This is a genomic window from Brachybacterium sp. AOP29-B2-41 (assembly GCF_052378395.1).
Taxonomy (GTDB): Bacteria; Actinomycetota; Actinomycetes; order Actinomycetales; family Dermabacteraceae; genus Brachybacterium.
Window position 1 is genome coordinate 120,501 of the sequence record NZ_JBQSXR010000003.1, and the last position, 24,136, is coordinate 144,636.

Below are 24,136 nucleotides of genomic sequence, written 5' to 3' on the forward strand. Positions count from 1 at the left end.
GGACACCGGCGCTGAAAACGCCGCGTCATTGGAAGTCGCGTGAGTGAGAGCCGCGTGAGTGTAGGCCGCGTCAGTGAAAGAAGAGCACGTGAGCAGCGAACCGTCGACCACCACCGGGGCCCTCGCGCGCCTCGGCTTCAGCAGCACCGACCGAGTGCGCCGCTTCCTCGCCGAACCGGCCCTGGCCGGACTCGGCGGCGACGCCGCCCGGGCCCTGGGCCGCACCGCCGACGGCGACGACGCGGTGCTGGGCCTGCTGCGACTGGCCGAAGCCGCGCAGGAGGCGGGGCAGCAGCCGCTGATGGAGGGGTTCCTCGGCGGCATCGGGACGGCGGGCACACCCGGGCATCGCCTCATCACCCTGCTGGGCACCTCTGTTGCTCTCGGAGACTTCCTGGCGCGCCATCCCGAGCATCTGAGCCTGCTGCGCGAGGGCGACGACGAGCTCACGATGACCGCGACCGAGATCCGGCGCACCCTGCTCGAGGCCGTCGGGGCAGATCCCGCGGCGGACGTCCCCGTCGCCGGTGACGGCGGCCGCGAGATGCGAGATGCCCTGCGCATCGCCTATCACGGCCGGCTCGCGCAGATCGCTGCCGCGGACGTCGGCGCGACGGACCCGACAGCGCTCCAACCCCGCGTCTCCGCCGCGATCAGCGACCTTGCCGATGCGGCGCTCGAGGCCGGCGCGGCGATCGCGCGGGCGACCATCGAAGGCCACGAGAAGGTGCGCTGGGCGGTGATCGCGCTCGGCAAGACCGGTGCCCGCGAGCTCAACTACATCTCCGACGTCGACGTCATGCATGTCGTCGCCCCCGCACAGCGCCCTGAGGACGGTGATGAGGGGGAGGGAGACGTCATCGCGATCGGCGCGGCCCTGGCCCGCGAGCTCGCCCGGGCCTGCTCCGAGCGCACCGGTGAGGGCTCGCTGTGGCAGGTCGATGCGAACCTCCGCCCCGAGGGGAAGGACGGACCCCTCGTGCGCACCGTCCCCTCCTACCGCCGCTATTACACCGAGTGGGCGAAGTCCTGGGAGTTCCAGGCGCTGCTGAAAGCACGCGCGGCCGCCGGGGACCACGCGCTCGGGCTCGAGTTCGAGGCGATGGTCGAGCCCTGGGTGTGGCAGGCCTCCACCCGGGACGGCTTCGTCGAGGATGCCCGCGCGATGCGACGGCGGGTGGTGGCCCACATCCCGCGCGCCGAGGTCGAGCGGAATCTCAAGCTCGGACCGGGCGGATTGCGGGATGTGGAGTTCACCGTGCAGCTGCTGCAGATGGTGCATGGCCGCGCCGACGAGGTGCTCCAGGGCCGCTCCACCCTCGATGCCCTCGCCCGGCTCGGAGAGGGCGGCTACATCTCGCGGGACCACGTCGCGGAGATGGACGAGGCCTACCGCTTCCTGCGCTGCGTCGAGCACCGCCTCCAGCTGCACCGCCTGCGCCGCACCCAGGTGCTACCCACCGCAGCCTCCGATCTGCGCCGTCTCGCCCGCAGCCTGGGCCTGTCCACCGATGAGTTCCATCAGCGCTACCAGCGCACACGGCGCCGGGTGCGGCAGCTGCACGAGGAGATCTTCTACCGGCCGCTGCTGCTGACCGCCTCGCAGCTCAGCGACGGGCAGATCCGACTGAGCCAGGAGGACGCCGCCGCCCGCCTCTCGGCGATCGGCTACCGCGACCCCTCCCGGGCGCTCGACCACATCTCCGCGCTCACCGAGGGCATCTCCCGCCGCGCGAAGATCCAGCGTCAGCTGCTGCCCGCCATGCTCGAATGGTTCGCTGACGGCGTCGACCCGGACCTCGGCCTGCTGGGCTTCCGCCGGCTCTCGGACACGATCGGCTCCGCACATTGGTACCTGGGCCTGCTGCGCGACTCCGGCCTCGCCGCCAAACGACTCACCCGGGTGCTCGCCTCCGGCCGCTACGTCGGCGAGCAGCTCGAGCGGATCCCCGAAGGGGTCCGCTGGCTCGCCCGCGACGAACAGCTGCGCCCCCTCGCCCGCGACGTGCTGGGGCGGGAGTTCCTCGCCGTCATCTCCCGGGTCGATGACGCGGAGGTGGCCCGTGATGTGCTGCGCCGCACCCGCAACCGCGAACTGCTGCGCATCGCCCTCGCCCACCTCACCGGCGTGGCGAGCCCGGCCGTGGTCGCTCGGGCCCTGACCGACCTCGCCGAGGCGGTGCTCGAGGCCGGAATGCTGGTCGCCCTGCACGTCGTGGCCCGGCACCGGGAGGTGGTGGGGGAGGACGCCGAGACCCTCGACAGCGAGCCGGAGGTGGATGTCGAGACCGCACTGCGCCTGCGCGAGAAGCGCTCCGACCCGGCACGGGCGCTGGGGATCGAGATGGCGATCATCGCAATGGGCAGCTTCGGAGCCCGCGAGATGGGGTACTCCTCCGACGCCGATGTCCAGTTCGTCGTGATCGACCGCGGCGCCGGCAAGTCTGCGGTCGAGATCGCCGGTGCGGTCGCCGCCCAGATCCAGAAGATCCTCAACGCCCCGACCGCACGCTCAGACATGCGGGTCAGCGCGGACCTCCGCCCCGAGGGGAAGGTGGGTCCGCTCGCCCGCAGCCTCGACTCCTGGAGCGACTACTACCGCCGCGACGCGGAGACCTGGGAGAAGCAGGCCCTGCTGCGGGCACGGCCCGTGGTCGCCTCCGAAGCGGTCGCCGAGCAGCTGTGCGAGGAGATGGACCGCTACCGCTATCCCGAGGGCGGGCTGCCGGAGTCGGCCCGCCGTGAGATCACCCGGATGAAGGCGCGGGTGGAGTCCGAGCGGCTGCCCCGCAACACGGATCCCTCTCTCCATGTGAAGCTCGGCCGGGGCGGGATGACGGACGTGGAATGGTCCGCCCAGATCCTGGCGCTTGAGCACGGCCACGAGGTCGAGGGGCTGCGCACGCCCCGCACCCTCGACCAGCTCACGGCCGCCGCGGAAGCGGGCCTGCTCACCGCCCGCGAGGCCCAGGAGCTCACCGATGCCTGGACCCTGGCCTGGCAGATCCGGCGCGGACTGTTCCTGTGGAAGGGCCGCGAGGGGGATGTGCTGCCCACTGACCGTCACGACCTGCGCGCCCTGGCGCTGTTGATCGATGGCGAGGATGGTTCCGCCTCCGAGCTCGAAGAGCGCTACTTCCGCCTGACCCGTCGGGCCAGGATCATCGCCGAGCGGCTCATCTTCGGTGAGGAGGAATGAGCGGCTCGCGTGTGATCCGGGGAGCGGCCCGGCGCGTCCGCGCACCGGCTGGGCTCACCTGTGCGCGCCGCGGCGTACGGTGGGCGTCGTCCATCATCCTCGTCGCCCTGGCGACGCCAGTTCCCCTCCTGAGGACTCATGACCACGCCCTCTCTCAGCGCTGACACCCCGCGCGGCCGCATGTACCGACTCGAGCCCGACGGGCCGCTCATGTACCCCTCGATCACCACGGTCGCGGGAGCGCGTGCGAAGGACTTCCTGCAGGGCTGGTACGCGACGATGGCCTCCAAGCGGGCGCTGGACATGTATGCCTGGCTGGACCGGAACCCGCAGCGTGCCTCCGCAGAGATCTCCCGGGTGACCCGTGACCGCTGGGGAACGCAGAAGCGCATCGCGGCGGCCGCCCCGGAGTACACCCGCTCCGCCGCAGACTTCGGCACCCTCGTGCACACCGCCTGCGAGGACTGGGGCACCAGCGGCGCCCGTCCCGATGCCGCCCACCTCGGAGCGCTCATCGACCAGATGCGCACCGCACACGGCAGCTTCGCCGACGAGAAGGATCCCCAGGCCCTCATCTCCCGCGCCGAGGTGCGCCTGGACGGCTATGGCCGCTTCCTCGAGGACTATCAGCCCGAGTTCCTCGAGATCGAGCAGACCGTCGTGAACCACACCGTGGGCTACGCCGGCACCACCGATGCGATCGTGAAGATCGGCAACACCGTGCTCAGCGCAGACATCAAGACCTCGAAGAAGGTGCGCGGAGACTACGCCCTGCAGGGGGTCGCCGTGTGCCGCGCCGAGCTGCTGCTGGACGACGACGGCACCACGCGCGAGATGCCCGAGCTGACCGGCGCGTTCATCATCCACCTGCCCGAAGCCGGTGGCTACAAGGCGGTGCCGCTGCGCACCGGGGACGCCGAGTTCGAGGTGTTCCGCTCCCTGCGCGCGGCCTGGTCCTTCGAGCCCGACGAGTGTGCGCTCGAGCCGGCCGACGGGCCCAAGGATCTGCTGCTCTCGCTGCTGCGCAGCAAGGGCGGGCTCGACACCCTGGGCTGACGCCTTGCGGGAGGCCCTCCCTGCCCGTTCCCCGCGCCAGTCCGCGGCGGGCACGCTGTGCACGTTCTGTGATTCCCCCTTGCTCCGCATTGAACACGCGTATAGGGTGTTGAACGACAGTTCAATGGAGCCTCTGTTCGAGGCTCGAAGCGAGCCGAGGGAGCGCCCATGGAACCCACCCCACCTGCCGAGGAGCGCATCCTTCGCGCCGCTCTGCAGCGCTTCGCCGTCGACGGGCTCAGCGCGCCACTGCGTGCCGTCGCCCAGGACGCCGGGGTCAGCGCGGGTCTGATCATCCACCACTACGGCTCTCGTGAGCGCCTCCTCGAGGCGTGCGACCGACGGGCGCTCGAGGTGACCCACGAGAACAAGCTCGACGTCTTCACCGGCGGCTCCGGGGTGATGCTCGCCCAGCTCGCCGAGACCGAACGCTACGCCCCGGTGGTCGGCTACGTGCTGCGCCGGCTCCAGGCCGGCGGACCCCTGGCACAGCAGCTGGTCGCGGACTTCGTCGTCGACGCCACCGACTACTTCGAGCAGGGCGTGCACGCCGGGCTGATCAGCCCCAGCCGCGATCCTGTGGCCCGCGCCCGCGTGCTCACGGAGATGGCACTCGGCGCGCTGCTGCTCCAGCTGCCCGCCCAGCGGGACCATCTCGATCTCGCCGACCTCCCCACCTGGCTGCGCAGCTACACCGACTCGCTGATGCTCCCGATGCTCGAGCTCTTCACGACGCCCCTGCTGCAGGACAGCTCGCTGCTGGATGCCTATCGCACTGCCGCAGCGAGCGGCGACCACACCCCGACAACCACCGAAGGGAACACCTCATGAACACTGCCCATGCCCCCGACCCCGACCCCGCCGCCGGCCGCACCGGGTCAGCTCCGGCGACCACCGATGCGCCGCCGACCACCGATGCTCCGGCCCCCACCGATGCGCCGCCGACCACCGATGCCGCCGTCGTGGTCCGAGGTCTCACCAAGACCTTCGGCACCACCCGAGCCCTGGACGGTTTCGACCTCACCGTGCCCCGCGGCCAGGTCACCGGCTTCCTCGGACCCAACGGCGCCGGGAAGTCCACCGCCATCCGCGTCCTGCTGGGACTGCTGCGGGCCAGCTCGGGCACCGCCGAGGTGCTCGGCATGGATCCGTGGTCCCATGCCGTGCAGATTCATCACCGACTCGCCTACGTGCCGGGAGATACGAACCTCTGGCCGAACCTCACCGGGGGAGAGGCGATCGACGTGCTCACCCGCGGCGAGAAGGGCGCCGCCCACCAGCGTCGCCGGAGCGAGCTCATCGAGCGCTTCGAGCTCGATCCCACCAAACGCTCCCGCACCTACTCCAAGGGGAACCGGCAGAAGGTCTCCCTGGTCGCAGCGCTGTCGCGGGACGTGGACCTGTACATCATGGACGAGCCCACCTCGGGCCTGGACCCCCTGATGGAGGCGATCTTCACCGACGAGGTCGCCCGCCTGCGGGCCGATGGCCGCACCGTGCTGCTGTCCAGCCACATCCTCGCCGAGGTCGAGAAGCTCTGCGACACGGTGACGATCATCCGCGCCGGCAAGGACGTCGAATCCGGGACCCTCGCCCAGCTGCGGCACCTGACCCGCTCGACCGTCGCGGCCACCTCGAGCGCGGAGCCCGCCCGGCTCGCCGCCCTGGACGGCGTCCACGACCTCGTGGTCGACGGCGATCGGCTCCGCTTCGACGTCGACGACGCCGCTATGCACGACGTCCTGCCGACGCTGACCCGGATGGACGTCACCGCGTTGACGATCACCCCGCCCTCGCTCGAGGACCTCTTCCTGCGCCACTACGGAGATGACCTCACCGCAGGGCCCCGCGGAACCGGGACGGAGGAGTCATGAGCGCCGTGACCGGCACGCCCGCACTGCACACGCATCGGGCCCCACCGGTGGCGGGATCGCCGCTGACGGGTCTGGGCTCCCTGGTGCGGCTCTACGGGCGGATCTCACGCCGCGCGATCATCGTCTGGACGCTCGCCCTGCTCGTCCTCGTGCCCGCCTCGATCTACGCGATGCAGGAAACCTACCCCGATCAAGGGGCGCTCGATGCGCGGGCGATGCTGCTGGACAACCCGTCGGCCGTCATGATGACCGGGCCGTTCTTCGCCACCGAGCAGTACACCTTCTGGGCCATGGTGGCCAATGAGCTCTTCCTCTACATACTGATCCCGGCCGCGATCATGAGCGTGCTGCTGACCGTGCGCCACACCCGCGCAGAGGAGGAGGCCGGGCGCCTGGAGATGATCCGGGCGCTGCCCACCGGCAGGCTCGCCCCCGCCGTGGCCGCGCTCCTCATCGTCACCGCCGCGAACCTCGCACTCGGCGCGGCCATCACTATCGGCACCCTTGCCATGGGCGGAGAGGTCGCGGGGTCTGTTGCGCTCGGCCTCGCGACAGCGCTGACCGGGATGGTCTTCGCCGCGATCACAGCTGTCGCCGCGCAGGTCACCGAGCATGCCGGCACCGCCTCCGGGATGGCGCTCGGGCTGCTGGCCCTCGCGTTCATGGTGCGCGGCATCGGCGACGTGATCGACCGGCAGGGCTCCTGGCTCTCCTGGCTCTCGCCGCTGACCTGGGCTCAGCAGACCCGCGTCTTCGTGGATCTGCGCTGGTGGCCGCTGCTGGTCTCCCTCGCGGCGGTGATCGCCCTGCTGGTGCTCGCCGGGGCGCTGTCCCGCCGCCGTGATGTGGGCGCCGGGCTGCGAGCTGCCTCGGGCGGGCCGCGCCGCGCGTCATCCGCACTGCTGGCTCCCGGCGGTCTCGCCCGGCGTCTGGTGAGCGGGTCGATGCTCGCCTGGGGCATCGGACTGTTCCTGTTCTCCCTCGCCTTCGGCTCCCTCGCCTCCTCGCTCACGGACCTCGTCGAGGAGATGCCGACGATCCAGGAGTTCGCTCCCATCTCGCTGGATGACCTCACCGGCTCGTTCTCCGCCTTCGTGCTGATGATGCTCGCGATCGGGCCCGCCGCCCTCATCGTCTCCGGGGTGCTGCGGATGCGCACCGAGGAGGTCGCCGGCCGTCTGGCCGGGGTGCTGGTGGCGGGGACCTCCCGCGTGCGCCTGGCCGTGATGTGGTTCCTGGTCGTGCTGGTCGAGGTCGCGCTGATGCAGGTGCTGCTCGGCTTCGGGGTGGGGATCGGCGTGTGGGCCGCGACCGATGACATCTCCTGGATCGGGGACATGACCTTCGCCGCTCTCGCGTACCTGCCCGCGATCGCGCTCTACGGTGCCTTCGCCCTCGCCTCTTACGGACTGCATCTGCGCGCCACGGGCCTCGCCTGGCTGCTGGTCGTCTTCACCGCGCTGGTCACCTTCCTCGGCGACATGCTGGGACTGCCCGACGGGGTGAAGGACCTCTCCCCGCTGAGCCACGTCCCGCTGCTGCCGTCGGCGGAGTTCGAGAGCCTGCCGCTGCTGGTGATGGGCGGACTGGCAGCTGTGCTCGTGGTGGCGGGGCTGCTGCTCCTGCGGCGACGGGATCTCGCAGCGGGCTAGCGGCGCTCGCGCGCGGGGAGGAGACTGCCCGGACGCAGGCACGTGACCCCGCGGGACGAATACTCCGCGGCCGACGAGAGGCGGACCCGATGTCGAAGTACCTGATCTCCTTCCCCAGCAGTGCGATGACCGTGCGAGGACCCGACCTGCAGGCAGCCGCAGACGCCTCCCACGCCGTGGTGCGCGAGGCGAAGGCGGCTGGCGTGTGGGTGTTCGGAGGCGGAATCGACGAGAGCGTGCCGCCCGTCATGGTCGACGGCACCGGCACGGTGCTCGAGAGCACCTACGCCGAGACCCGCCACATCGAGGGCGGCTATGCCGTACTCGAGCTGGCCAACCGGGAGGAAGCGCTGGACTGGGCCCAGAAGCTTGCCGTCGCCTGCCGCTGCGCCCAGGAGGTGCGGGTGTTCGGGGACGATCCGGAGAGCTGAACCTCAGTGGCCGTGGTGGGTGCGGACCGGGGCGGGAGCACCCGCGGCCCGGCACCGACGGTGACTCAGAGCCAGCTGAGGTTCACCGGGAGCCAAGGATCAGAACGGGCCGATCCGCACCACTGCACCCGCGAGATCCATGTCCCAGGCGATCTGACAGGTCAGCCGGGAGGTGGGTTCGCGCTCCGCCTCGGTCAGGCTGTCCAGCACATCGGCCTCGTCCTCATCGATCTCGCCTGCGGTCTCGAAGGAGACCTGGTCGAGGAAGGAGTGGCAGGTGGAACAGGAGGCGTTCCCTCCGCAGATCGCGAGGATCGGGAAGCTGTTGCGGACCAGGCATTCCATGAGGGACTCGTCGTCCTCCCATTCGACGCCGGGGTTTTCGACGCCTTCGCGGTCGATGACGGTGATCTCGATACTGCTCATGCCCCTATTCCACACCCTCCGAGGCTCTGGGGCCAGTCGGGTCCAGGAGGGCTGGCCCACGACGCGGTGAACGAGGGCTGTGAACGAGTGCGGTGAACGAGAAGGGCCCCCGGCCCGCGGCGACGCGGAGCAGGGGCCCATCCTCAGACGAGTCGAACTCAGATGTCGTAGTAGAGCTCGAATTCGTGCGGGTGCGGGCGGTAGCGGAACGGATCGATCTCTGTGGTGCGCTTGAGCTCGATCCAGGTCGAGATGAGATCGGCCGGGAAGACGTCACCCTCGGTGAGGTAGTCGTTGTCGGCCTCGAGGGCATCGAGTGCTGCTCCGAGGGACTCGGGCAGCTGCTTGATCTGCTTGTGCTCCTCCGGCGGCAGCTCGTACAGATCCTTGTCGATCGGCTCCGGCGGCTCGATGCGGTTGCGGATGCCGTCGATGCCGGCCATCAGCTGCGCGGCGAAGGCCAGGTACGGGTTCGCCGAGGGGTCCGGCGCACGGAACTCGACGCGCTTGGCCTTGGGCGAGGAACCGGTGACCGGGATGCGGATCGCGGCGGAACGGTTGCGAGCCGAGTAGACCATGTTCACCGGCGCCTCGAAGCCGGGCACCAGGCGCTTGAAGGAGTTCACCGTGGGGTTGGTGAAGGCCGTCAGCGAGGGGGAGTGCTCGATGATCCCGCCGATGTACCAGCGGGCGATGTCGGAGAGTCCGCCGTAGCCGCGCTCGTCGTAGAACAGCGGCTCGCCGTCCTTCCACAGCGACTGGTGGGTATGCATCCCCGAACCGTTGTCGCCGAACAGGGGCTTGGGCATGAAGGTCGCCGTCTTGCCGGCATCCCACACGCAGCTCTTGACGACGTACTTGAACTTCATGACGTCATCCGCTGCCTGCAGCAGGGTGTTGAAGCGGTAGTTGATCTCCTGCTGGCCTGCGGTGCCGACCTCATGATGGGCCCGCTCGACCTGCAGGCCGGTCTCCTCCAGCACAGCGCAGATCTCATCGCGCAGATCCGCCATCTGATCGTTCGGCGGGACCGGGAAGTAGCCGCCCTTCAGGCGCGTCTTGTAGCCCTGGTTGCCGCCGAACTCGGACTCGTCGCGGTCGGTGTTCCAGACCGCCTCGTCGGAGTCGATGCTGTAGAAGCCGGAGTTCACCGTCGTCTTGAAGCGCACATCGTCGAAGATGTAGAACTCGGCCTCCGCGGCGAACAGCGCAGTGTCGGCGATGCCGGTCGACTTCAGGTACTCCTCGGCCTTCGACGCCACGGTGCGGGGGTCGCGGGAGTACGGCTCATCCGTGAACGGGTCCACGATCGAGAAGTTGATGATGAGGGTCTTGCGCTCGCGGAAGGGATCGAGATAGGCGGTCTCCAGATCCGGGACGAGCTTCATGTCGGACTCGTGGATCGCCTGGAATCCGCGGATCGAGGAGCCGTCGAAGAGCTGGCCGGTCGCGATGGCCTCCGCGTCGAAGGTGCTCGCGGGGATGTTGAAGTGCTGCATGACGCCGGGAAGGTCGCAGAACCGGATGTCGATGAACTCGACACCCTCTTCTTCGACGTACTTCACGACCTCGCTGGGATTGTTGAACACATGCCCTCCATTCGCGCCCGTGGCGCGTGTTGTGCTGTCTGACCCCGATGGGCGTCACCTGATGAGCTCCGTCGGCCCCCAAGGGACCTGAGCTCGGGTGCGCCCAATCCTAATGCTGTGTCCCGCAGCACTCCGGGAACCGGCGCTCCCAGATCGGCGCACTATGGTCGTGCTCGTGATCGAACGCAAGGACCTCGGTGCCTGGCTCGAAGGCGCCCCCCACGAGACCGGCTACGTCAAGGGCTCCTCCATCGGGCTGCCCGCGGAAGGGCCCGGTTCCGTGGCGCCGTTCTGGCGCCGGCCGCTGTCGGTGGTGATCGATTGGGGGCTGTGCATGCTGGCCTCGGCGCTCGTGTTCGACGGTGATGCGCTGGCGAACCTGGTGCTCTTCGTGGCGATGAACGTGCTGTTCCTGACGCTTTTCGGGGCAACCGTGGGACAGTTCGTGCTGAAGCTGCGAGTGCGGCCCGTCCGCGGGCGCAGCCCGATGCTGCTGAGGTCCATGATCCGCACGGGGATGATCCTGCTGCTGCTCCCGACGGTGGTCTGGAACAAGGACGCGCAGCCGCTGCACGACGTGGCCGCGGGTACGGCTGTCGTCACCGTCTGAGCTGTCCATCCCCGTCTGAGGCGCGACAGCTGGCCTCCGAGGTGCCCGATCCGCGGCCGCTGTGCGCTCCGACCCTTCATGGACATCGCCCCTCCTCAAGCCGCTGACCTGCGACGATAGTCAATGTCACGAAAAGATCACGGAGGTAACGGGACGGTAACGGCGTGGTGGCCGGCGGGCGGCGCCAGCAGGAGAGCCGCGTCAGCTTGATGGCAGCGCCGACGGGAGGCCCGTGCCGATGGGAGGCCCGCGCCGACAGGAGAGCCGAGCCCGCAGGAGGGTCAGTGCGCGCAGGTGGGGCCGCGCCCGCACGTGGAGCGGCCCAGCAGGAGGCCTCGCCCGACTGGGCACGACGAAGCCCCCGTCTGGAACTCCAGGCGGGGGCTTCACAGCAGGGGAGAGGGGCTCAGCGGCCTCGCATCGCCTTGCGATTGGGGCGGGCGCGCATCGGGTCGACGCCCTTAGGGATTGACTGCCGCAGCGAGCGGCGCAGAGCGTTCAGCCGCTTCGTGACCTGGGCGGCCTCATCCTTGGTGAGCTGCTTCTTCATCCGCTGCATGTGGCTGGGCAGCTTGTGCAGCGGGACCTCGCCATCGCCGTCGCCGACCACGATCTGATGGACCGGGACGTTGTCGTGCTGGAGCACGCGACGGATGCTGCGACGCTCCTTCTCAAGCAGCTTCATGGAGGTCGCAGAGGAGTCCTCAGCGACCACCGCGATACCCGCCCGGCCCGAGGCGCGGAAGAGCATCTTCTGGCTGCGGGGGTCGATCTGGACCGGCTCCTCGTCGATGTTCCAGCCGCGACGGATCGACTGCATCGCCGCGAGCGCCGCCCCCGGCTGACCCTTGATGCGGCCGAAGGCGGCACGCTCCGCCTTGCGGGCCAGGATCATCATCGCGACCAGCACACCGATGGCCAGGCCCATGAAGATGCCGTACCAGGGGCTGTTCAGCACCAGCCAGCTCACCAGGACACCCAGCGCGATCGCACCGAGGATCGCACCGATCATCCACGGCAAGGTGGTGCGATCGATCTCCTGGGTGTACTTGTACACCTCGATGATCTGCTTGATCCGACCCTGCTTCTTGGAGCCGTCGGCGTTCATCTTCGTGCCCTTCTCGGGCTTGGTCTCGGACTTGCGAGCCATGTGCGGTGGGTCCTCTCGGGGCCGGGCGGGCGTCAGCTCGCGACGGCCTGCTGGGTGCGGGCGACGACGCTCGCAGCTTCCTGACGGGCGGGCTGGTTCGAATCGAGGTGGCGGAGGTTCTCCGGGATCTCGCGGCCGAGCTTCCGCATCGACTGCGCCCAGAGCTTGCCGGCGCGGTAGGAGGAGCGGACCATCGGCCCGGCCATCACCGCGAGGAAGCCCATCTCCTCAGCAGCCTGGGACAGCTCGACGAACTGCTGGGGCTTGACCCAGCGGTCGATCGGGTGATGCAGCTTCGACGGGCGCATGTACTGCGTGATGGTGATGATGTCGCAGCCGGCATCGTGAAGACGCTGCAGCGACTCGAGGATCTCCTCATCCGTCTCACCCATCCCGAGGATGAGGTTGGACTTGGTGATCATCCCGGCCTCCTTCCCCATCGAGATCACGTCGAGGGAGCGCTCGTAGCGGAACGCGGGACGGATCTGCTTGAAGATGCGCGGGACGGTCTCGAGGTTGTGCGCGAACACCTCGGGCTTGGCCTCGAAGACCTGCTGCAGGTGCTGGCCGTTGCCCTTGATGTCATCGATCAGCAGCTCGACACCGGTGCCCGGGTTCATCGCATGGATCTGCTCGCAGGTGCGGGCGAACAGACCGGCCGCCCCATCTTCGAGATCATCGCGGGCCACACCCGTGATGGTCGAGTAGCGAAGACCCATCTCCTTGACGGACTGGGCGACCTTGAAGGGCTCCATCGGATCGACGGCCATCGGCTTGCCGGTGGCGATGTTGCAGAAGTCGCAGCGCCGCGTGCAGGTGTCACCGCCGATGAGGAAGGTCGCCTCGCGGTCCTCCCAGCATTCGAAGATGTTCGGACAGCCGGCTTCCTCGCAGACCGTATGGAGACCCTGACCATGCACGCGCTTCTTCATTGCGGTGTACTCCGGGCCCATCACGGCCCGGGTCTTGATCCATTCGGGCTTGCGCTCGATCGGGACCTCGGCGTTGCGAGCCTCGACGCGCAGCATGCGTCGGCCTTCGGGGGCGAATGTCACCCTGATGCCTCCTCATCTCGACGTTCCCTGGAGTCTATCGACCTGGCCAGGTCCCAGGGCACTCAGCCCACGCGGGGCGAGGTGCGGTGCGCCACGAGCTCGGTCATGGCCGTCGCGGCGATGTCCACCACGTCGGCAACCGCGATCCGGTGCCCGGCCTCTCGGCTGAGGCTGGTCACTCCGGCATCATCGATCCCACAGGGGATCACATTCGCGGCCCAGGAGAGATCATTCGCGCAGTTCAGCGCGAAACCGTGCATCGTGGCACGCTTCGAGACCCGCATGCCGATCGCACACACCTTGCGCGACTCCTCGCCCTCCGGCGCGACCCAGACGCCGCTGCGACCGGCCACCGGCATCGTCGCCACGCCGACGGCGGCGCAGACGTCGATCAGGGTCCGCTCGAGATCACGGACGAAGCCCACCACATCGATCGGGATCGGAAGCTTCACCAGCGGGTAGCCGACGAGCTGCTGCGGGCCGTGCCAGGTGAGCTTCCCGCCGCGGTCGATGTCCACGACCTCAGCACCATCACGGGGGCGCTCGTGGTCCTCGGTGAGCTTGCCTGCTGTGTAGACCGCCTGATGCTCGAGCAGCAGCAGCGTGTCGGGACGGCTGCCCGAGACCACCTCGGCGTGGAGCTCGCGCTGCAGCGCCCAGGCAGCTCGGTACTCGACCGGGCCCGGGGGCAGGCCGAACTCCTCATGGCGGTCCCCACCGGGGACGGGTTCGCTGAAACCGAGACGGATCACGTCGAGCATCGACCCAGGCTACTCCGCCTCCCACCTGCGCGTTGTGGATGAATCGCGGACAGCTCACTGCGATGCGGTTCACTGCTGTCATGGACGAGAACGACGAGGAGAGCTCCCGCCGGGGCCCCGGCACGTTCGGACCGGGCGTGAGCCCGCCTCGCGCCGGAACGGCGCGGCAGGAGAGGCAGCGAGAATCTGCCGGGCACGGCCAGCCGGTGGAGGTCAAGGGGCTGGATGAAGACGCCCGCCACAGCATCCGCGATGAGCTCCAGCTGCTGGCGACGCTCGAGGTCGCGGGGATCACGGCGGCACCGAACGTGCTCGAGATCGAGGACGACGGATACCTTCGCGAAGCCGCACCTCCTCTGCGGCGTCGTTCCGGCCGGCGGGCTGCCGAGGACTGCGCCCCACCTACCGCTGAGCGTCTCGCCCTCGCGCGGGCCCGGGACGATCTCGATGATCTGATCGATGCGGTCCATCAGCGGGGATGGGTGCTGGGAGCGGGACCGGGGCAGGGGCTCGGTGTCCGTCCAGACGGGAGTGTGGTGGCCCTCGACCTGGCCGGGCTGCGGCGGGATGAGACGCTCTCCGCCCGGCAGGCTGACCGCCGCTGGGTCGACTCGGTGCTCGGGGACCAGGAGCGGACCCTGCGCCGACCGATCGATCTCGTGGCCCCCTCCTGGCCGCTTCAGGAACGCTCGCTGCCCGGCCCCGGCCCTGCTGCCGAAGTGCTAATGGAGCCGGCCGCACAAGCGGCGTCCGGACAGGAGGCCGAGGCGGAGCTGGAGGGGCCGGACGGGGTGGAGGGTCCGGAGGTGGAGCACGCGGGTGCGGCTCTGCCGCGACCCCGCCGGCTCCGGCGGCGGGAGCGGGGCGAGTTTGCAGCGGTGGGCGTGTACGGACGCCGCACGCCGCACCCCGCTGGCCTTCGGACCTTGGTCGGCCCGCTGACGGGGACCGGGAGACGCGGGTTGTCAGCGATCCGTCAGGTGCTGAGTCAGCCTCCGCTGCGACGAGTTGCCGTCGGGAGTGCCCTCGTGGTTCTGCTGCTGGGATCCACTGCGGCGATGGGTGCGTGGTGGGCCAGTGAGCGTCCCGCGCAGGCTCCCGGTCATGAACAGCTTCCCGTCGCGACGCCAGCACCGCCCAGCGGGGCGCCCCGGATCGAGGATCCCTGGGCCCTGGTCGCAGACGTCGCCGGAGCCCGGCACGCCTACATCTCCGGAGTATCCGCGCAGCCGGTGGCTGTGCCGGGGAGTGAGGCGTTCACGGCTGACGAGGAGACCCGCCTCGCATACCAGGGCCATCAGGTCCGAGGCGGTGGGCCGGTGGTCCATGAGGCGGAGCTGCTCGCGGGACCGGACGGCGACGGCACCGTGGTGCTGCGCGCGGTCACCTCGACCGCAGAGCATGAGCTCGAGGACCGCGCCGGGCAGCTCACGCACGTTCCCGCGACTGCCCCGCGCGAAGTCCGGCTGACCCTCCACTGGAATGGCGAGCGATGGCTCGTCGAGGCGGTCGAGGCGGTCGAGGAGGTCGAGGCGGTGGAGCCGGACGAGCCAGTGCAGCCGGGTGAGCCAGTGGAACCGGACCAGCTAGCGGAGCCAGCGCCGGGGGATACCGGAGCGAGCTGATCGTCCCCATGCAGCCGCACCTCCACCGGGCACGCCGAAGGGCCCCGACACCAGAGAACTGATATCGGGGCCCTTCAACATCGCTCAGTGCGCGGGACGCGCCCAGACGAGGAAGCTCAGGACCTCACAGGCCCAGCTCTGCCTCGAACGCGCCCTCCTCGAGCCGCTTCTTCATGAAGGTGAGGAAGCGTGCGGCGTCGCCGCCGTCGACCATGCGGTGGTCGTAGGAGAGGAACAGGTACATCATCGAGCGGATGGCGATGGTGTCGTCACCCTCGGCGTTCTGCACGACCGCCGGACGCTTGGTGATGGTGCCGGTGCCCAGGATGCCGACCTGCGGCGCGGGGACGATGGGGGTGTCCCACAGCGCACCGCCGGAACCGGTGTTGGTGATGGTGAACGTGGCACCGGCGAGATCGTCCGGAACCAGCTTGTTGCCCCTGGCACGGCCACCCAGGTCGCCGATCTGACGAGCCAGGCCCGCCAGGTTCAGATCGCCGGCATTGCGGATCACGGGAACCACGAGACCGCGTTCGGTGTCTGCCGCCATGCCGATGTTCTCGGAGCCGTGGTAGACGATCTTGTCGCCCTCGATGCTGGAGTTCAGCTGCGGGTAGGTCTTCAGACCCTCCACCGCTGCCATCATCAGGAACGGGAGGAAGGTGAGCTTCGCACCCTCACGGGCGGCGAAGTCCTCCTTGGCGCGGGCGCGCAGCTTCGCGATACGGGTCAGATCGACCTCGACCGCGGTGGTCAGCTGGGCCATCCCGTGCAGCGACTCCGTCATCCGCTGGCCGATGACCTTGCGGATGCGCGGCATCTTCTCCTCGGTGCCACGCTTCGAGGAGACCTCGACCTTGGGGGCTGCCGGGGCGGCTGCAGGCGCAGCGGCGGCAGGAGCCGAAGCGGCGGCCTTCTGCGCATCGATCGCCTGCTGCACATCCTGCTTGCGGATGCGTCCGCCCAGGCCGGAGCCCTTGACGTTCGACAGGTCGACGCCGGCCTCGGCCGCCATCTTCCGCACCAGCGGAGTGACATAGCCGGAGGACTCCGCACCGGAGACGGCATCGGAGGCCTTCGGCGCCGCCGCAGCTGCCTCTGCCTTGGGGGCCTCAGCCTTCGCGGGCTCTGCCTTCGGAGCCTCAGCCTTCTCAGCCTTGGGTGCCTCGGCAGGCTTCTCCTCGGCCTCGGGAGCCTCAGCAGGCTTCTCCTCAGCCTTGGGCGCCGGGGCGGAGGGCTGCTCTGCGGGAGCAGAGGCCGCAGCACCGGAGCCGACCACTGCCAGCACGGCGCCGACCTCTGCGTCCTCGTCCTCCTGGACCTTGATCTCCAGCAGGGTGCCCGCGACAGGGGAGGGGATCTCGGTGTCGACCTTGTCGGTGGAGACCTCGAGCAGCGGCTCGTCGATCTCGACGGTGTCGCCGACCTCCTTGAGCCAGCGGGTGACGGTGCCCTCGGTGACGGACTCGCCGAGCGCGGGCATCGTCACCTCCTCACCGGAGGCGGCGCCGCCGGAGGTGCCGGAATCGGCATCGCCGGAAGCCTCGGCAGGCTTCTCGTCCTCGCCGGCCGGAGCCTCCTCATCGGTGGACGGGGCGACGGTTTCGTCGGAGGCGAGATCCTCGCCCTCGGCGGGAGCGTCCTCCGACTCGGCGGGGGCCTCCTCCTCGGAAGCGGCCTCAGCACCGGAATCATCCGATCCGGCAGCCTCAGAGCCGGAACCATCGCCGATGACGACGAGATCGGCGCCGACCTCGGCGTCCTCGTCCTCCTCGACCAGGATCTTCTCGATGGTACCCGCGACGGGCGAGGGGATCTCGGTGTCGACCTTGTCGGTCGAGACCTCCAGCAGCGGCTCGTCGACCTCGACGGTGTCGCCCACGGCCTTGAGCCAGCGGGTGACGGTGCCCTCGGTGACAGACTCGCCGAGTGCCGGCATCTTCACGGTTTCAGACATGGGGGTTTCTCCTCCTGGAAGATTCAGGCGTGGGCGTGCAGCGGCTTGCCGGCGAGGGCGAGCGCAGCTTCGCCCAGGGCCTCGTGCTGCGAGGGGTGGCCGTGGATGAGGGAGGCGACATCCTCGGGGTAGGCCTCCCAGTTGACGATGAGCAGCGCCTCGCCCATGAGCTCGGAGGTGCGCGAGCCGATCATGTGGACGCCGATGATGGGCCCGTCCTTCTCGCGGACGAGCTTGATGAAGCCGGTGGTGCCGAGGATCTGGGACTTGCCGTTGCCACCGAGGTTGTACTCGTAGACCTCGACGGCGTCCTCGCCCAGCTGCTCCTTGGCCTGCTTCTCGGACAGACCCACGGAACCGAGCTCGGGCTCGCAATAGGTGATCCGCTCGATGCCGGACTCGACGATCGGTGCCGGGTTCAGGCCGCCGATCCGCTCGGCCACGAAGATGCCCTGGGCGAAGCCGCGGTGCGCGAGCTGCAGGCCGGGGACGATGTCACCCACGGCGTAGACGCCGGGGACGTTGGTCTCGAGGGTCTCGTTGTTCGCGAGCACGAAGCCGCGATCCATCTCGATGCCCTGCTCCTCGTAGCCGAGCCCTGAGGTGTTCGGGCCACGACCCACAGCGACCAGCAGGTAGTCGCCCTCGAAGACCTTGCCGTCGGCGAGGGTGACCTTCACCCCGGACTCGGTCTGCTCGGCCTTCTCGGTGAAGATGCCCAGCGAGAACTTGATCCCGCGCTTCTTGTACGCGCGCTCGAGTGCCTTGGACAGCGCCTCGTCCTCGTTGGCGACCAGGTGGGGGAGGCCTTCGATGATGGTCACGGACTCCGCGCCGAGCGACTTCCAGATCGAGGCGAACTCGACCCCGATCACGCCGCCGCCCAGGATGATGGGGTTCTTGGGGATCTCGGGCAGCTGCAACGCGGCCTCGGAGTCGAGGAAGCGGCCGCCGAGGTCGATGCCCGGAAGGGTCTTCGAGTACGAGCCGGAGGCCAGGATGATGTTCTTGCCGGTCAGGGTGCGGGTGCCGGACTCGGTCTCGACCGAGACGGTGTTCGGTCCCGTGAGCGTGCCGAAGCCCTCGACGTACTCGACCTTGCGCGACTTCACCAGGCCCTGCAGGCCCTTGTAGAGCCGGCCGATGATCTTGTCCTTGAAGCCGAGCACCTTCGCGGCATCGATGCCGTTCAGAGTGAGGTCGACGCCGGCATCAGCGGCCTCGGACGGGGCGTCGGCGAGCTCGCCGACGTGCAGCAGCGCCTTGGTCGGGACACAGCCGCGGTGCAGGCAGGTGCCACCGAGCTTGTCCTTCTCCACGAGCGCGATCTTCTGGCCGAGCTGGGCTCCGCGCAGCGCGGCCGCATAGCCGCCGCTGCCACCGCCCAGGATCACGACGTCGAACTGGTCAGTGGTTGTCTCCGCCACCTGTGTGCTCCTCGGTGTATACGTCACTCCGCGACCCGCCCGGACCTGGATGGCCGACGGCGCCGCCTGCGTGTCCCATGCTAGGCCACCAGGCGGCGCCGGGCCGAATGCTTCGCGCGATCTCTCAGTGCTGTGGTGCGGTGCGCATCACGGTGCGGGGCGTGAGGCGACGTCCGCGAGGATCTGCAGCACGGTGCGGGTGCTCATCCCGGTGGCGCCCTTGCCCATGTAGCCCAGGGGCGAGGAGGCGTAGCCCGGTCCCGCGATGTCCAGATGCGCCCACTGGGTATCGCCCACGAACTCGGCCAGGAAGATGCCCGCCGAGAGCGCACCGCCCGGTCGGTCCCCGATGTTGCGCAGATCAGCGACGCGGCCGGTGAGATCGGCACGCAGCTCGCTGGGGAAGGGGAGCGGCCAGAACGGCTCGCCGGTGGTCTTAGAGGCCGCCATCACGAGGTCGCGGCCCTCGGAGGTGCCCATCACGCCGGCGGTGCGCTTGCCCAGCGCCACCACCGCCGCACCGGTGAGGGTGGCGACGTCGACCACCAGATCGGGGTTCTCGGCGACCGCATCGACCAGCGCGTCGGCCATCACCATCCGCCCCTCCGCATCGGTGTTGAGCACCTCGACAGTCCTCCCATTGCGCATGGTGACCACGTCACCGGGGCGCTGAGCCCCACCGCCGGGCATGTTCTCGGCCAGGGCGAGGTAGGTGGTGACCTTGACCTCGAGGCCGAGGCGGGCGGCACCGACAGCTGCCGCCAGCACGGTGGCGGCGCCGGTCATGTCGGAGGTCATGTCGTCCATGCCGGCCGCGGGCTTGAGCGAGATGCCGCCGGTGTCGAAGGTGATGCCCTTGCCGACCAGGGCGACAGAGCTGGTGGCCTTCGCGGGGGCGTACTCCAGGCGCACCAGGCGCGGCGGGCGGGTCGATCCCTGGCCGACGCCGACGATGCCGCCGTAGCCGCCCTCGGCAAGCTGCTTCTCGTCCAGGACGGTCACCGTGATCGGCAGCTCGGCGACGAGCTCCTCGGCGCGGCGGGCGAACTCGGCGGGATGGAGCAGGTTCGGGGGCGTGTTGACGAGGTCGCGCACGATGCCGACGATCTCGGCGAGCACGCCGGAGTGGTCGACCGCGGTCTGGGCGGCGTCGGCGTCGCCCTCGGTGATCAGGGTGAGGGCTGCGAGGGCGGCCTTCGGTGCACCGGCACCGGTGCCGGTCTTGTAGGTGGTGAAGGTGTAGGCGCCGAGCGCGGCGCCCTCGAGGGCTGCGGCGCGCTGCTGCGTGGTGGCGGTGGGCACGGCGATCGCGGCGTTCTCGACCCCGGCGAGCGAGCGGGTGGCCGCGCCGAAGGCGAGCCGGAGGTCCTCGTCCTCGACCTTGGCGAGATCCTCGTCACCGAGGCCGACCAGCAGCAGCGAGGTTGCGGAGGCCAGTCCGTAGGAGGGGATCCGGTGGAGATCGCCTCGGGCGGTGGAGGCATCGAGACCCGAGATGGCCTCGGAGATCTCCGGTGCGCCGGGCACCGTCGCGGGGGCGCGGTCGGCGCCCGCGAGGAGGGGGAGGATGAGGACGTCGGCAGCGACGTCGCGCAGAGATGCATCGGTGATGGTGATGGTGATGGTGATGGTGGGCATAGCTCTATCGTAGGGGCGGGCCGGACACGATGTCGGCGTACCACGGAGGAGGGCGGAGAGGCAGATGACGGTGCTGAGCATCGTGGTCGTGGTGCTGGGCGGGCTGACCGCCCTGCTCGGGATCTACTACACAGCGCGTGACCTGAACGCCGATCTGGTGCTGCTGGGCGCGTGCGCCCTGCTGGCCGCGTCCTGGGCCGTGCTGGGCATCGCCCTGGGGCTCAAGGACCTCGCCGGCGGGAACCCTCCCGAGCGGGTCACCCTCTACGGCTATCTCCTCACGGCTCTGCTGATGGCGGTCGGCGGCGGCTGGATGGGACTGTTCGAACGCAGCCGCTGGGGAAGCCTCGTCATCGCCGTCTGCGCGGCGGTCTCCATGGTGCTGCTGATGCGGTTGGAGCAGATCTGGCCGGGAGGCTTCGCATGAACGTCGAGAACGTCGAGAACGTCAAGAACGTCAAGGGCGCTGAGCACGGCAAGGGCGCGGCGGCGGCGTCGCCGGGTCGCCCCGAGCGCGCCGGGCGCGGCTTCGAGATCGTGCTGATCGCGGTGTACGGCATCTTCGCGCTGTCGGCGACCGCGCGCAGCCTGGTGCAGGTGCTGCGTGACTTCTCCTTCGCACCGGTCGCGTACAGCCTCTCCCTGCTCGCCGCCGTGACCTACATCGCCGTCACCATCGCTCTGGTGCGTCGCGGCCGCGGCTCCCCGGTGGCGAGGGCGCTGTGCATCGCGGAACTCGCGGGGGTGCTCATCGTCGGCACCCTCACCCTGCTCGATCCGGCGCTGTTCCCGGATGGGACGGTCTGGGGCGTCTACGGCAAGGACTACGGCTTCGTCCCCCTGCTGCTGCCCGTGCTCGCCCTGTTCTACCTGTCGCGAGCACCGCGAGTACGCCGTTCGGGACCTGCGGACTGAGATCCGCGACCAGGAACGCGTACGGTATCCCTCGTGACCCCTGACGACGCCCCTCGACGTGGGCCCTATGACGTGCTCTTCCGCCGCGTGCTGAGCCGGCTCGACCCGGAACAGGCTCATCGGCTCACGGTGCGGGCGCTCGCAAACGCTCATCGCCTGCCGGGAGGCCCGCAGCTGCTGCGGGCCCTGTTCGGCGGCACGGACCCGCTGCGGGACACCGGGCCCACCCGCCGGGTGCTCGGCGCCGAGCACCGCAGCCCGCTGGGCTTGGCCGCAGGCTTCGACAAGGACGGCGAGGTGCCGCTGGCACTGCTCGATCTCGGCTTCGGCCATGTCGAGGTGGGCACCGTGACCGCCAAGGCACAGCCCGGGAACCCCCGGCCGCGATCCTTCCGGCTGGTCGAGGACCGGGCCCTGATCAACCGTATGGGCTTCAACAACCACGGAGCTCAGGCGCTGGAGCGTCGGCTGGCCAGAGCGCGCCGCACCGAACGTGGCCAGCGCGCCGTGATCGGCGTGAACATCGGCAAGTCCAAGGTGACCACCCTCGAGGACGCCGCTGAGGACTACCGCTTCTCCGCCCGGCTGCTCGCCCCCTACGCCAGCTATCTCGCCATCAACGTCTCCAGCCCGAACACCCCCGGACTGCGGGATCTCCAGAGCGTCGAGATGCTCCGACCGATCCTCGAGGCGGTGGTCCAGGAAGCTGTTGCGGTACGGACCCGGCTGCGTCGGGAGGTGCCGGTGCTGGTCAAGATCGCCCCTGATCTGCATGACGGCGATGTGCAGGCGGTCGCCCGGCTCGCCGCCGAGGTGGGGCTGGCGGGCGTGATCGCGACCAACACCACCATCGCCCGCCCGGACTCACTGGCGACCGCGCGCTCTCGGGTCGAGCAGATCGGTGCCGGCGGGCTCTCCGGGCCGATTCTCGCCGACCGCTCGATGCAGGTGCTGCAGCTGCTGCGCACCACCCTTCCGCAGGACGCGGTGATCATCAGCTGCGGCGGCGTGACCAGCGCCCAGGACGTGCGCGACCGCCTCGATGCCGGCGCAGATCTGGTCCAGGGCTACACCGCGATGATCTACGAGGGCCCCGCGTGGCCCGGACGGCTCTCCCGTGAGCTCGATCCCCGCCGCTGAGCCCCGGCGCGCCCGCGTCGCCACCTCGGCCTAGGCTGGGGGGATGGACGAGGACCTCTTCTCGCTGAGCGGCGATGAACCCGCACCGCGCACGCTCTCGGATCGCAACCGCGACCACCGCGCACCGCTCGCGGTGCGAATGCGCCCGCGCTCCCTCGAGGAGGTGGTGGGGCAGCGCGACGCGCTCAAGCCGGGCAGCCCCCTGCGGCGCCTGGTCGGAGCCGACGACTCCCGCACCGCGCCCAGCTCCCTGATCCTGTGGGGCCCGCCCGGCACCGGCAAGACCACCCTGGCCTACGTCGTCGCACAGTCCGGCGATCGCGAGTTCGTCGAGGTCTCCGCCGTCCTCGCCGGCGTCAAGGACATCCGTGAGGTCGTGGACCAGGCCCGCTCCCGGCTGCGGACGATCGGTCGCGAGACGGTGCTGTTCGTCGACGAGGTGCACCGCTTCTCCAAATCCCAGCAGGACGCCCTGCTGCCGAGCGTCGAGAACCGCTGGGTCACGCTGATCGCCGCGACCACGGAGAACCCTTACTTCTCGGTCATCTCGCCGCTGCTCTCCCGCTCGATCGTGCTCACCCTCGAGTCGCTGGAGCAGGAGGACCTCGACGCGCTCGTCGATCGTGCGCTCGAGGACGTGCGCGGCCTGGCGGGCTCCGTGACCCTGACCGACGACGCTCGCGAGGCGCTGCTGCGGCTCGGCGGCGGGGACGCCCGCAAGATCCTCACATCCCTCGAGGCGGCCGCGGCGGCGGCGCTGATGAAGGAGACCCCGGAGATCGATGCTGCGGTGCTCTCCCAGGCCGTCAACCGAGCCGCCGTGCGCTACGACCGGGCCGGGGACCAGCATTATGACGTCACCAGCGCCTTCATCAAGTCGATGCGCGGCAGCGATGTCGACGCAGCCCTGCACTACCTGGCGCGGATGATCGAGGCGGGGGAAGACCCCCGCTTCATCGCCCGCCGAGTGGTGATCGCCGCCGGGGAGGAGGTCGGCATGGCCGATCCGAGCGCCCTCCAGGTCGCCGTCGCCGCGATGCAGGCGGTGCAGATGCTCGGCATGCCCGAAGGGAGGATCCCGCTCGCACAGGCCGTGGTCCATATCGCCACCGCGCCCAAGTCCAACGCCTCCTACCAGGCACTCGATGCGGCCATCGCCGATGTCCGGGCGGGGAAGGGCCAGGGCATCCCGGCGCACCTGCGCGATGCGCACTACTCCGGCGCGAAGAAGCTCGGGCACGGCACCGAGTACCGGTACGCGCATGACGCCCCGCACGGGGTGGTGGCCCAGCAGTACGCACCCGATGACCTGGTGGGCGTGGACTACTACCACCCCAAGGGCCACGGGAACGAGGAGCGCACCCGGAGCCGGGTCGAGGCGCTGCGACGGATCCTGCGCTCGTGACCTCGAGCTGAGGTGGCGCTGCGATAGCGGAGGTGGCGCTGCGATGCTGAAATGCACGGACGCCGATGAGCTGCTGCGCGGGGCGATGCGCGGGGGCGCTGAGGCGCCGCACCAGGCACGCCGCCCCGGCCGGGAGCCGGCGTGAGGCACTCCACAGGAAGCAAGGCGTGACCAGCGTCGTCGATCGTGGACCTCGAGGAGTTGCTGCGGTAATGTGGGTCGCTGA

The 24,136-nt window shown here is 69.7% G+C and carries 20 protein-coding genes; 12 read left to right on the forward strand and 8 right to left on the reverse strand.

What is annotated here, in order from left to right; translation table 11 throughout:
• The first annotated feature begins 88 nt into the window (after positions 1 to 88).
• The 6 genes from ACT3T9_RS04290 (at position 89) to ACT3T9_RS04315 (ending at position 8,212) form a co-directional block, all read left to right on the forward strand.
• Positions 89 to 3,199, forward strand: coding sequence for a bifunctional [glutamine synthetase] adenylyltransferase/[glutamine synthetase]-adenylyl-L-tyrosine phosphorylase (locus ACT3T9_RS04290; RefSeq protein WP_444606030.1), 3,111 nt, complete (start codon positions 89 to 91; stop codon positions 3,197 to 3,199).
• Between the two features lie 138 nt (positions 3,200 to 3,337).
• A complete protein-coding gene (locus tag ACT3T9_RS04295; RefSeq protein WP_441442977.1) occupies positions 3,338 to 4,255 on the forward strand; it encodes a PD-(D/E)XK nuclease family protein in 918 nt (305 codons plus the stop codon).
• 168 nt (positions 4,256 to 4,423) lie between these two features.
• Positions 4,424 to 5,086: a TetR family transcriptional regulator gene (locus tag ACT3T9_RS04300; RefSeq protein ID WP_441442978.1), complete on the forward strand. Its 663-nt coding sequence runs from the start codon at positions 4,424 to 4,426 to the stop codon at positions 5,084 to 5,086.
• Positions 5,083 to 6,129 carry an ABC transporter ATP-binding protein gene (locus ACT3T9_RS04305; RefSeq protein ID WP_441442979.1) on the forward strand — a complete coding sequence of 349 codons (1,047 nt, stop codon included), beginning with the start codon at positions 5,083 to 5,085 and terminating at the stop codon, positions 6,127 to 6,129. Before ACT3T9_RS04300 ends, ACT3T9_RS04305 begins: the two co-directional genes overlap by 4 nt.
• Positions 6,126 to 7,781: an ABC transporter permease gene (locus ACT3T9_RS04310; protein ID WP_441442980.1), complete on the forward strand. Its 1,656-nt coding sequence runs from the start codon at positions 6,126 to 6,128 to the stop codon at positions 7,779 to 7,781. Before ACT3T9_RS04305 ends, ACT3T9_RS04310 begins: the two co-directional genes overlap by 4 nt.
• 89 nt (positions 7,782 to 7,870) lie before the next feature.
• Positions 7,871 to 8,212: a YciI family protein gene (locus ACT3T9_RS04315; RefSeq protein ID WP_441442981.1), complete on the forward strand. Its 342-nt coding sequence runs from the start codon at positions 7,871 to 7,873 to the stop codon at positions 8,210 to 8,212.
• Between the two features lie 99 nt (positions 8,213 to 8,311).
• Here the strand turns inward: ACT3T9_RS04315 and ACT3T9_RS04320 are convergent, their stop codons facing one another.
• Entirely contained in the window at positions 8,312 to 8,638 is a 327-nt protein-coding gene (locus tag ACT3T9_RS04320; RefSeq protein WP_441442982.1) for a 2Fe-2S iron-sulfur cluster-binding protein, read from the reverse strand.
• Between the two features lie 158 nt (positions 8,639 to 8,796).
• Positions 8,797 to 10,227, reverse strand: a complete 1,431-nt coding sequence (gene glnA, locus ACT3T9_RS04325; protein ID WP_441442983.1) for a type I glutamate--ammonia ligase — start codon at positions 10,225 to 10,227, stop codon at positions 8,797 to 8,799.
• A 175-nt stretch (positions 10,228 to 10,402) separates the two neighbouring features.
• Here glnA and ACT3T9_RS04330 point away from each other — a divergent pair, with 175 nt between their 5' ends.
• Positions 10,403 to 10,837 carry an RDD family protein gene (locus ACT3T9_RS04330; protein WP_441442984.1) on the forward strand — a complete coding sequence of 145 codons (435 nt, stop codon included), beginning with the start codon at positions 10,403 to 10,405 and terminating at the stop codon, positions 10,835 to 10,837.
• Between the two features lie 406 nt (positions 10,838 to 11,243).
• Here ACT3T9_RS04330 and ACT3T9_RS04335 read toward each other — a convergent pair whose 3' ends face one another.
• The 3 genes from ACT3T9_RS04335 to lipB form a co-directional block, all read right to left on the reverse strand.
• Positions 11,244 to 11,987 (reverse strand): DUF4191 domain-containing protein, encoded by a 744-nt coding sequence (locus ACT3T9_RS04335; RefSeq protein WP_441442985.1) that lies wholly within the window; start codon positions 11,985 to 11,987, stop codon positions 11,244 to 11,246.
• A gap of 32 nt (positions 11,988 to 12,019) precedes the next feature.
• Positions 12,020 to 13,042, reverse strand: a complete 1,023-nt coding sequence (gene lipA / locus ACT3T9_RS04340) for a lipoyl synthase (RefSeq protein ID WP_441442986.1) — start codon at positions 13,040 to 13,042, stop codon at positions 12,020 to 12,022.
• A gap of 62 nt (positions 13,043 to 13,104) precedes the next feature.
• Positions 13,105 to 13,803: a lipoyl(octanoyl) transferase LipB gene (gene lipB, locus ACT3T9_RS04345; RefSeq protein WP_441442987.1), complete on the reverse strand. Its 699-nt coding sequence runs from the start codon at positions 13,801 to 13,803 to the stop codon at positions 13,105 to 13,107.
• 80 nt (positions 13,804 to 13,883) lie between these two features.
• Between lipB and ACT3T9_RS04350 the strand changes: the two genes are divergently transcribed.
• Entirely contained in the window at positions 13,884 to 15,428 is a 1,545-nt protein-coding gene (locus ACT3T9_RS04350; RefSeq protein ID WP_444606031.1) for a hypothetical protein, read from the forward strand.
• Positions 15,429 to 15,552: 124 nt separating this feature from the next.
• Here ACT3T9_RS04350 and sucB read toward each other — a convergent pair whose 3' ends face one another.
• The 3 genes from sucB to ACT3T9_RS04365 form a co-directional block, all read right to left on the reverse strand.
• A complete protein-coding gene (sucB, locus tag ACT3T9_RS04355) occupies positions 15,553 to 17,385 on the reverse strand; it encodes a 2-oxoglutarate dehydrogenase, E2 component, dihydrolipoamide succinyltransferase (RefSeq protein ID WP_444606032.1) in 1,833 nt (610 codons plus the stop codon).
• A gap of 23 nt (positions 17,386 to 17,408) precedes the next feature.
• Positions 17,409 to 18,812, reverse strand: a complete 1,404-nt coding sequence (lpdA, locus tag ACT3T9_RS04360) for a dihydrolipoyl dehydrogenase (protein WP_441442990.1) — start codon at positions 18,810 to 18,812, stop codon at positions 17,409 to 17,411.
• A gap of 147 nt (positions 18,813 to 18,959) precedes the next feature.
• Positions 18,960 to 20,450, reverse strand: a complete 1,491-nt coding sequence (locus tag ACT3T9_RS04365; RefSeq protein WP_444606033.1) for a leucyl aminopeptidase — start codon at positions 20,448 to 20,450, stop codon at positions 18,960 to 18,962.
• 64 nt (positions 20,451 to 20,514) lie between these two features.
• Here ACT3T9_RS04365 and ACT3T9_RS04370 point away from each other — a divergent pair, with 64 nt between their 5' ends.
• The 4 genes from ACT3T9_RS04370 to ACT3T9_RS04385 are packed head-to-tail and all read left to right on the forward strand — an operon-like array spanning position 20,515 to position 23,910.
• Positions 20,515 to 20,877, forward strand: a complete 363-nt coding sequence (locus tag ACT3T9_RS04370) for a hypothetical protein (protein ID WP_444606034.1) — start codon at positions 20,515 to 20,517, stop codon at positions 20,875 to 20,877.
• The gene (locus tag ACT3T9_RS04375) at positions 20,874 to 21,365 is read left to right on the forward strand and encodes a hypothetical protein (protein WP_444606035.1); all 492 of its coding nucleotides are present in this window, start codon (positions 20,874 to 20,876) and stop codon (positions 21,363 to 21,365) included. The genes ACT3T9_RS04370 and ACT3T9_RS04375 overlap by 4 nt, the downstream gene beginning before the upstream one ends.
• Before the next feature lie 33 nt (positions 21,366 to 21,398).
• A complete protein-coding gene (locus ACT3T9_RS04380; protein WP_444606036.1) occupies positions 21,399 to 22,505 on the forward strand; it encodes a quinone-dependent dihydroorotate dehydrogenase in 1,107 nt (368 codons plus the stop codon).
• 43 nt (positions 22,506 to 22,548) lie between these two features.
• On the forward strand, positions 22,549 to 23,910 hold the full coding sequence (locus ACT3T9_RS04385; RefSeq protein ID WP_444606037.1) for a replication-associated recombination protein A: 1,362 nt from the start codon (positions 22,549 to 22,551) through the stop codon (positions 23,908 to 23,910).
• The last annotated feature ends 226 nt before the right edge of the window (positions 23,911 to 24,136 follow it).

What these genes read in the sequence shown, in the direction of transcription:
- ACT3T9_RS04295 (WP_441442977.1), top strand. Translation starts at nt 3,338, where the DNA reads ATGACCACGCCCTCTCTCAGCGCTGACACCCCGCGCGGCCGCATGTAC.
- ACT3T9_RS04300 (WP_441442978.1), top strand. Translation starts at nt 4,424, where the DNA reads ATGGAACCCACCCCACCTGCCGAGGAGCGCATCCTTCGCGCCGCTCTG.
- ACT3T9_RS04305 (WP_441442979.1), top strand. Translation starts at nt 5,083, where the DNA reads ATGAACACTGCCCATGCCCCCGACCCCGACCCCGCCGCCGGCCGCACC.
- ACT3T9_RS04310 (WP_441442980.1), top strand. Translation starts at nt 6,126, where the DNA reads ATGAGCGCCGTGACCGGCACGCCCGCACTGCACACGCATCGGGCCCCA.
- ACT3T9_RS04315 (WP_441442981.1), top strand. Translation starts at nt 7,871, where the DNA reads ATGTCGAAGTACCTGATCTCCTTCCCCAGCAGTGCGATGACCGTGCGA.
- ACT3T9_RS04320 (WP_441442982.1), bottom strand. Translation starts at nt 8,638, where the DNA reads ATGAGCAGTATCGAGATCACCGTCATCGACCGCGAAGGCGTCGAAAAC.
- ACT3T9_RS04335 (WP_441442985.1), bottom strand. Translation starts at nt 11,987, where the DNA reads ATGGCTCGCAAGTCCGAGACCAAGCCCGAGAAGGGCACGAAGATGAAC.
- lipB (WP_441442987.1), bottom strand. Translation starts at nt 13,803, where the DNA reads ATGCTCGACGTGATCCGTCTCGGTTTCAGCGAACCCGTCCCCGGTGGG.
- ACT3T9_RS04350 (WP_444606031.1), top strand. Translation starts at nt 13,884, where the DNA reads ATGGACGAGAACGACGAGGAGAGCTCCCGCCGGGGCCCCGGCACGTTC.
- sucB (WP_444606032.1), bottom strand. Translation starts at nt 17,385, where the DNA reads ATGTCTGAAACCGTGAAGATGCCGGCACTCGGCGAGTCTGTCACCGAG.
- ACT3T9_RS04365 (WP_444606033.1), bottom strand. Translation starts at nt 20,450, where the DNA reads ATGCCCACCATCACCATCACCATCACCATCACCGATGCATCTCTGCGC.
- ACT3T9_RS04370 (WP_444606034.1), top strand. Translation starts at nt 20,515, where the DNA reads ATGACGGTGCTGAGCATCGTGGTCGTGGTGCTGGGCGGGCTGACCGCC.
- ACT3T9_RS04375 (WP_444606035.1), top strand. Translation starts at nt 20,874, where the DNA reads ATGAACGTCGAGAACGTCGAGAACGTCAAGAACGTCAAGGGCGCTGAG.
- ACT3T9_RS04385 (WP_444606037.1), top strand. Translation starts at nt 22,549, where the DNA reads ATGGACGAGGACCTCTTCTCGCTGAGCGGCGATGAACCCGCACCGCGC.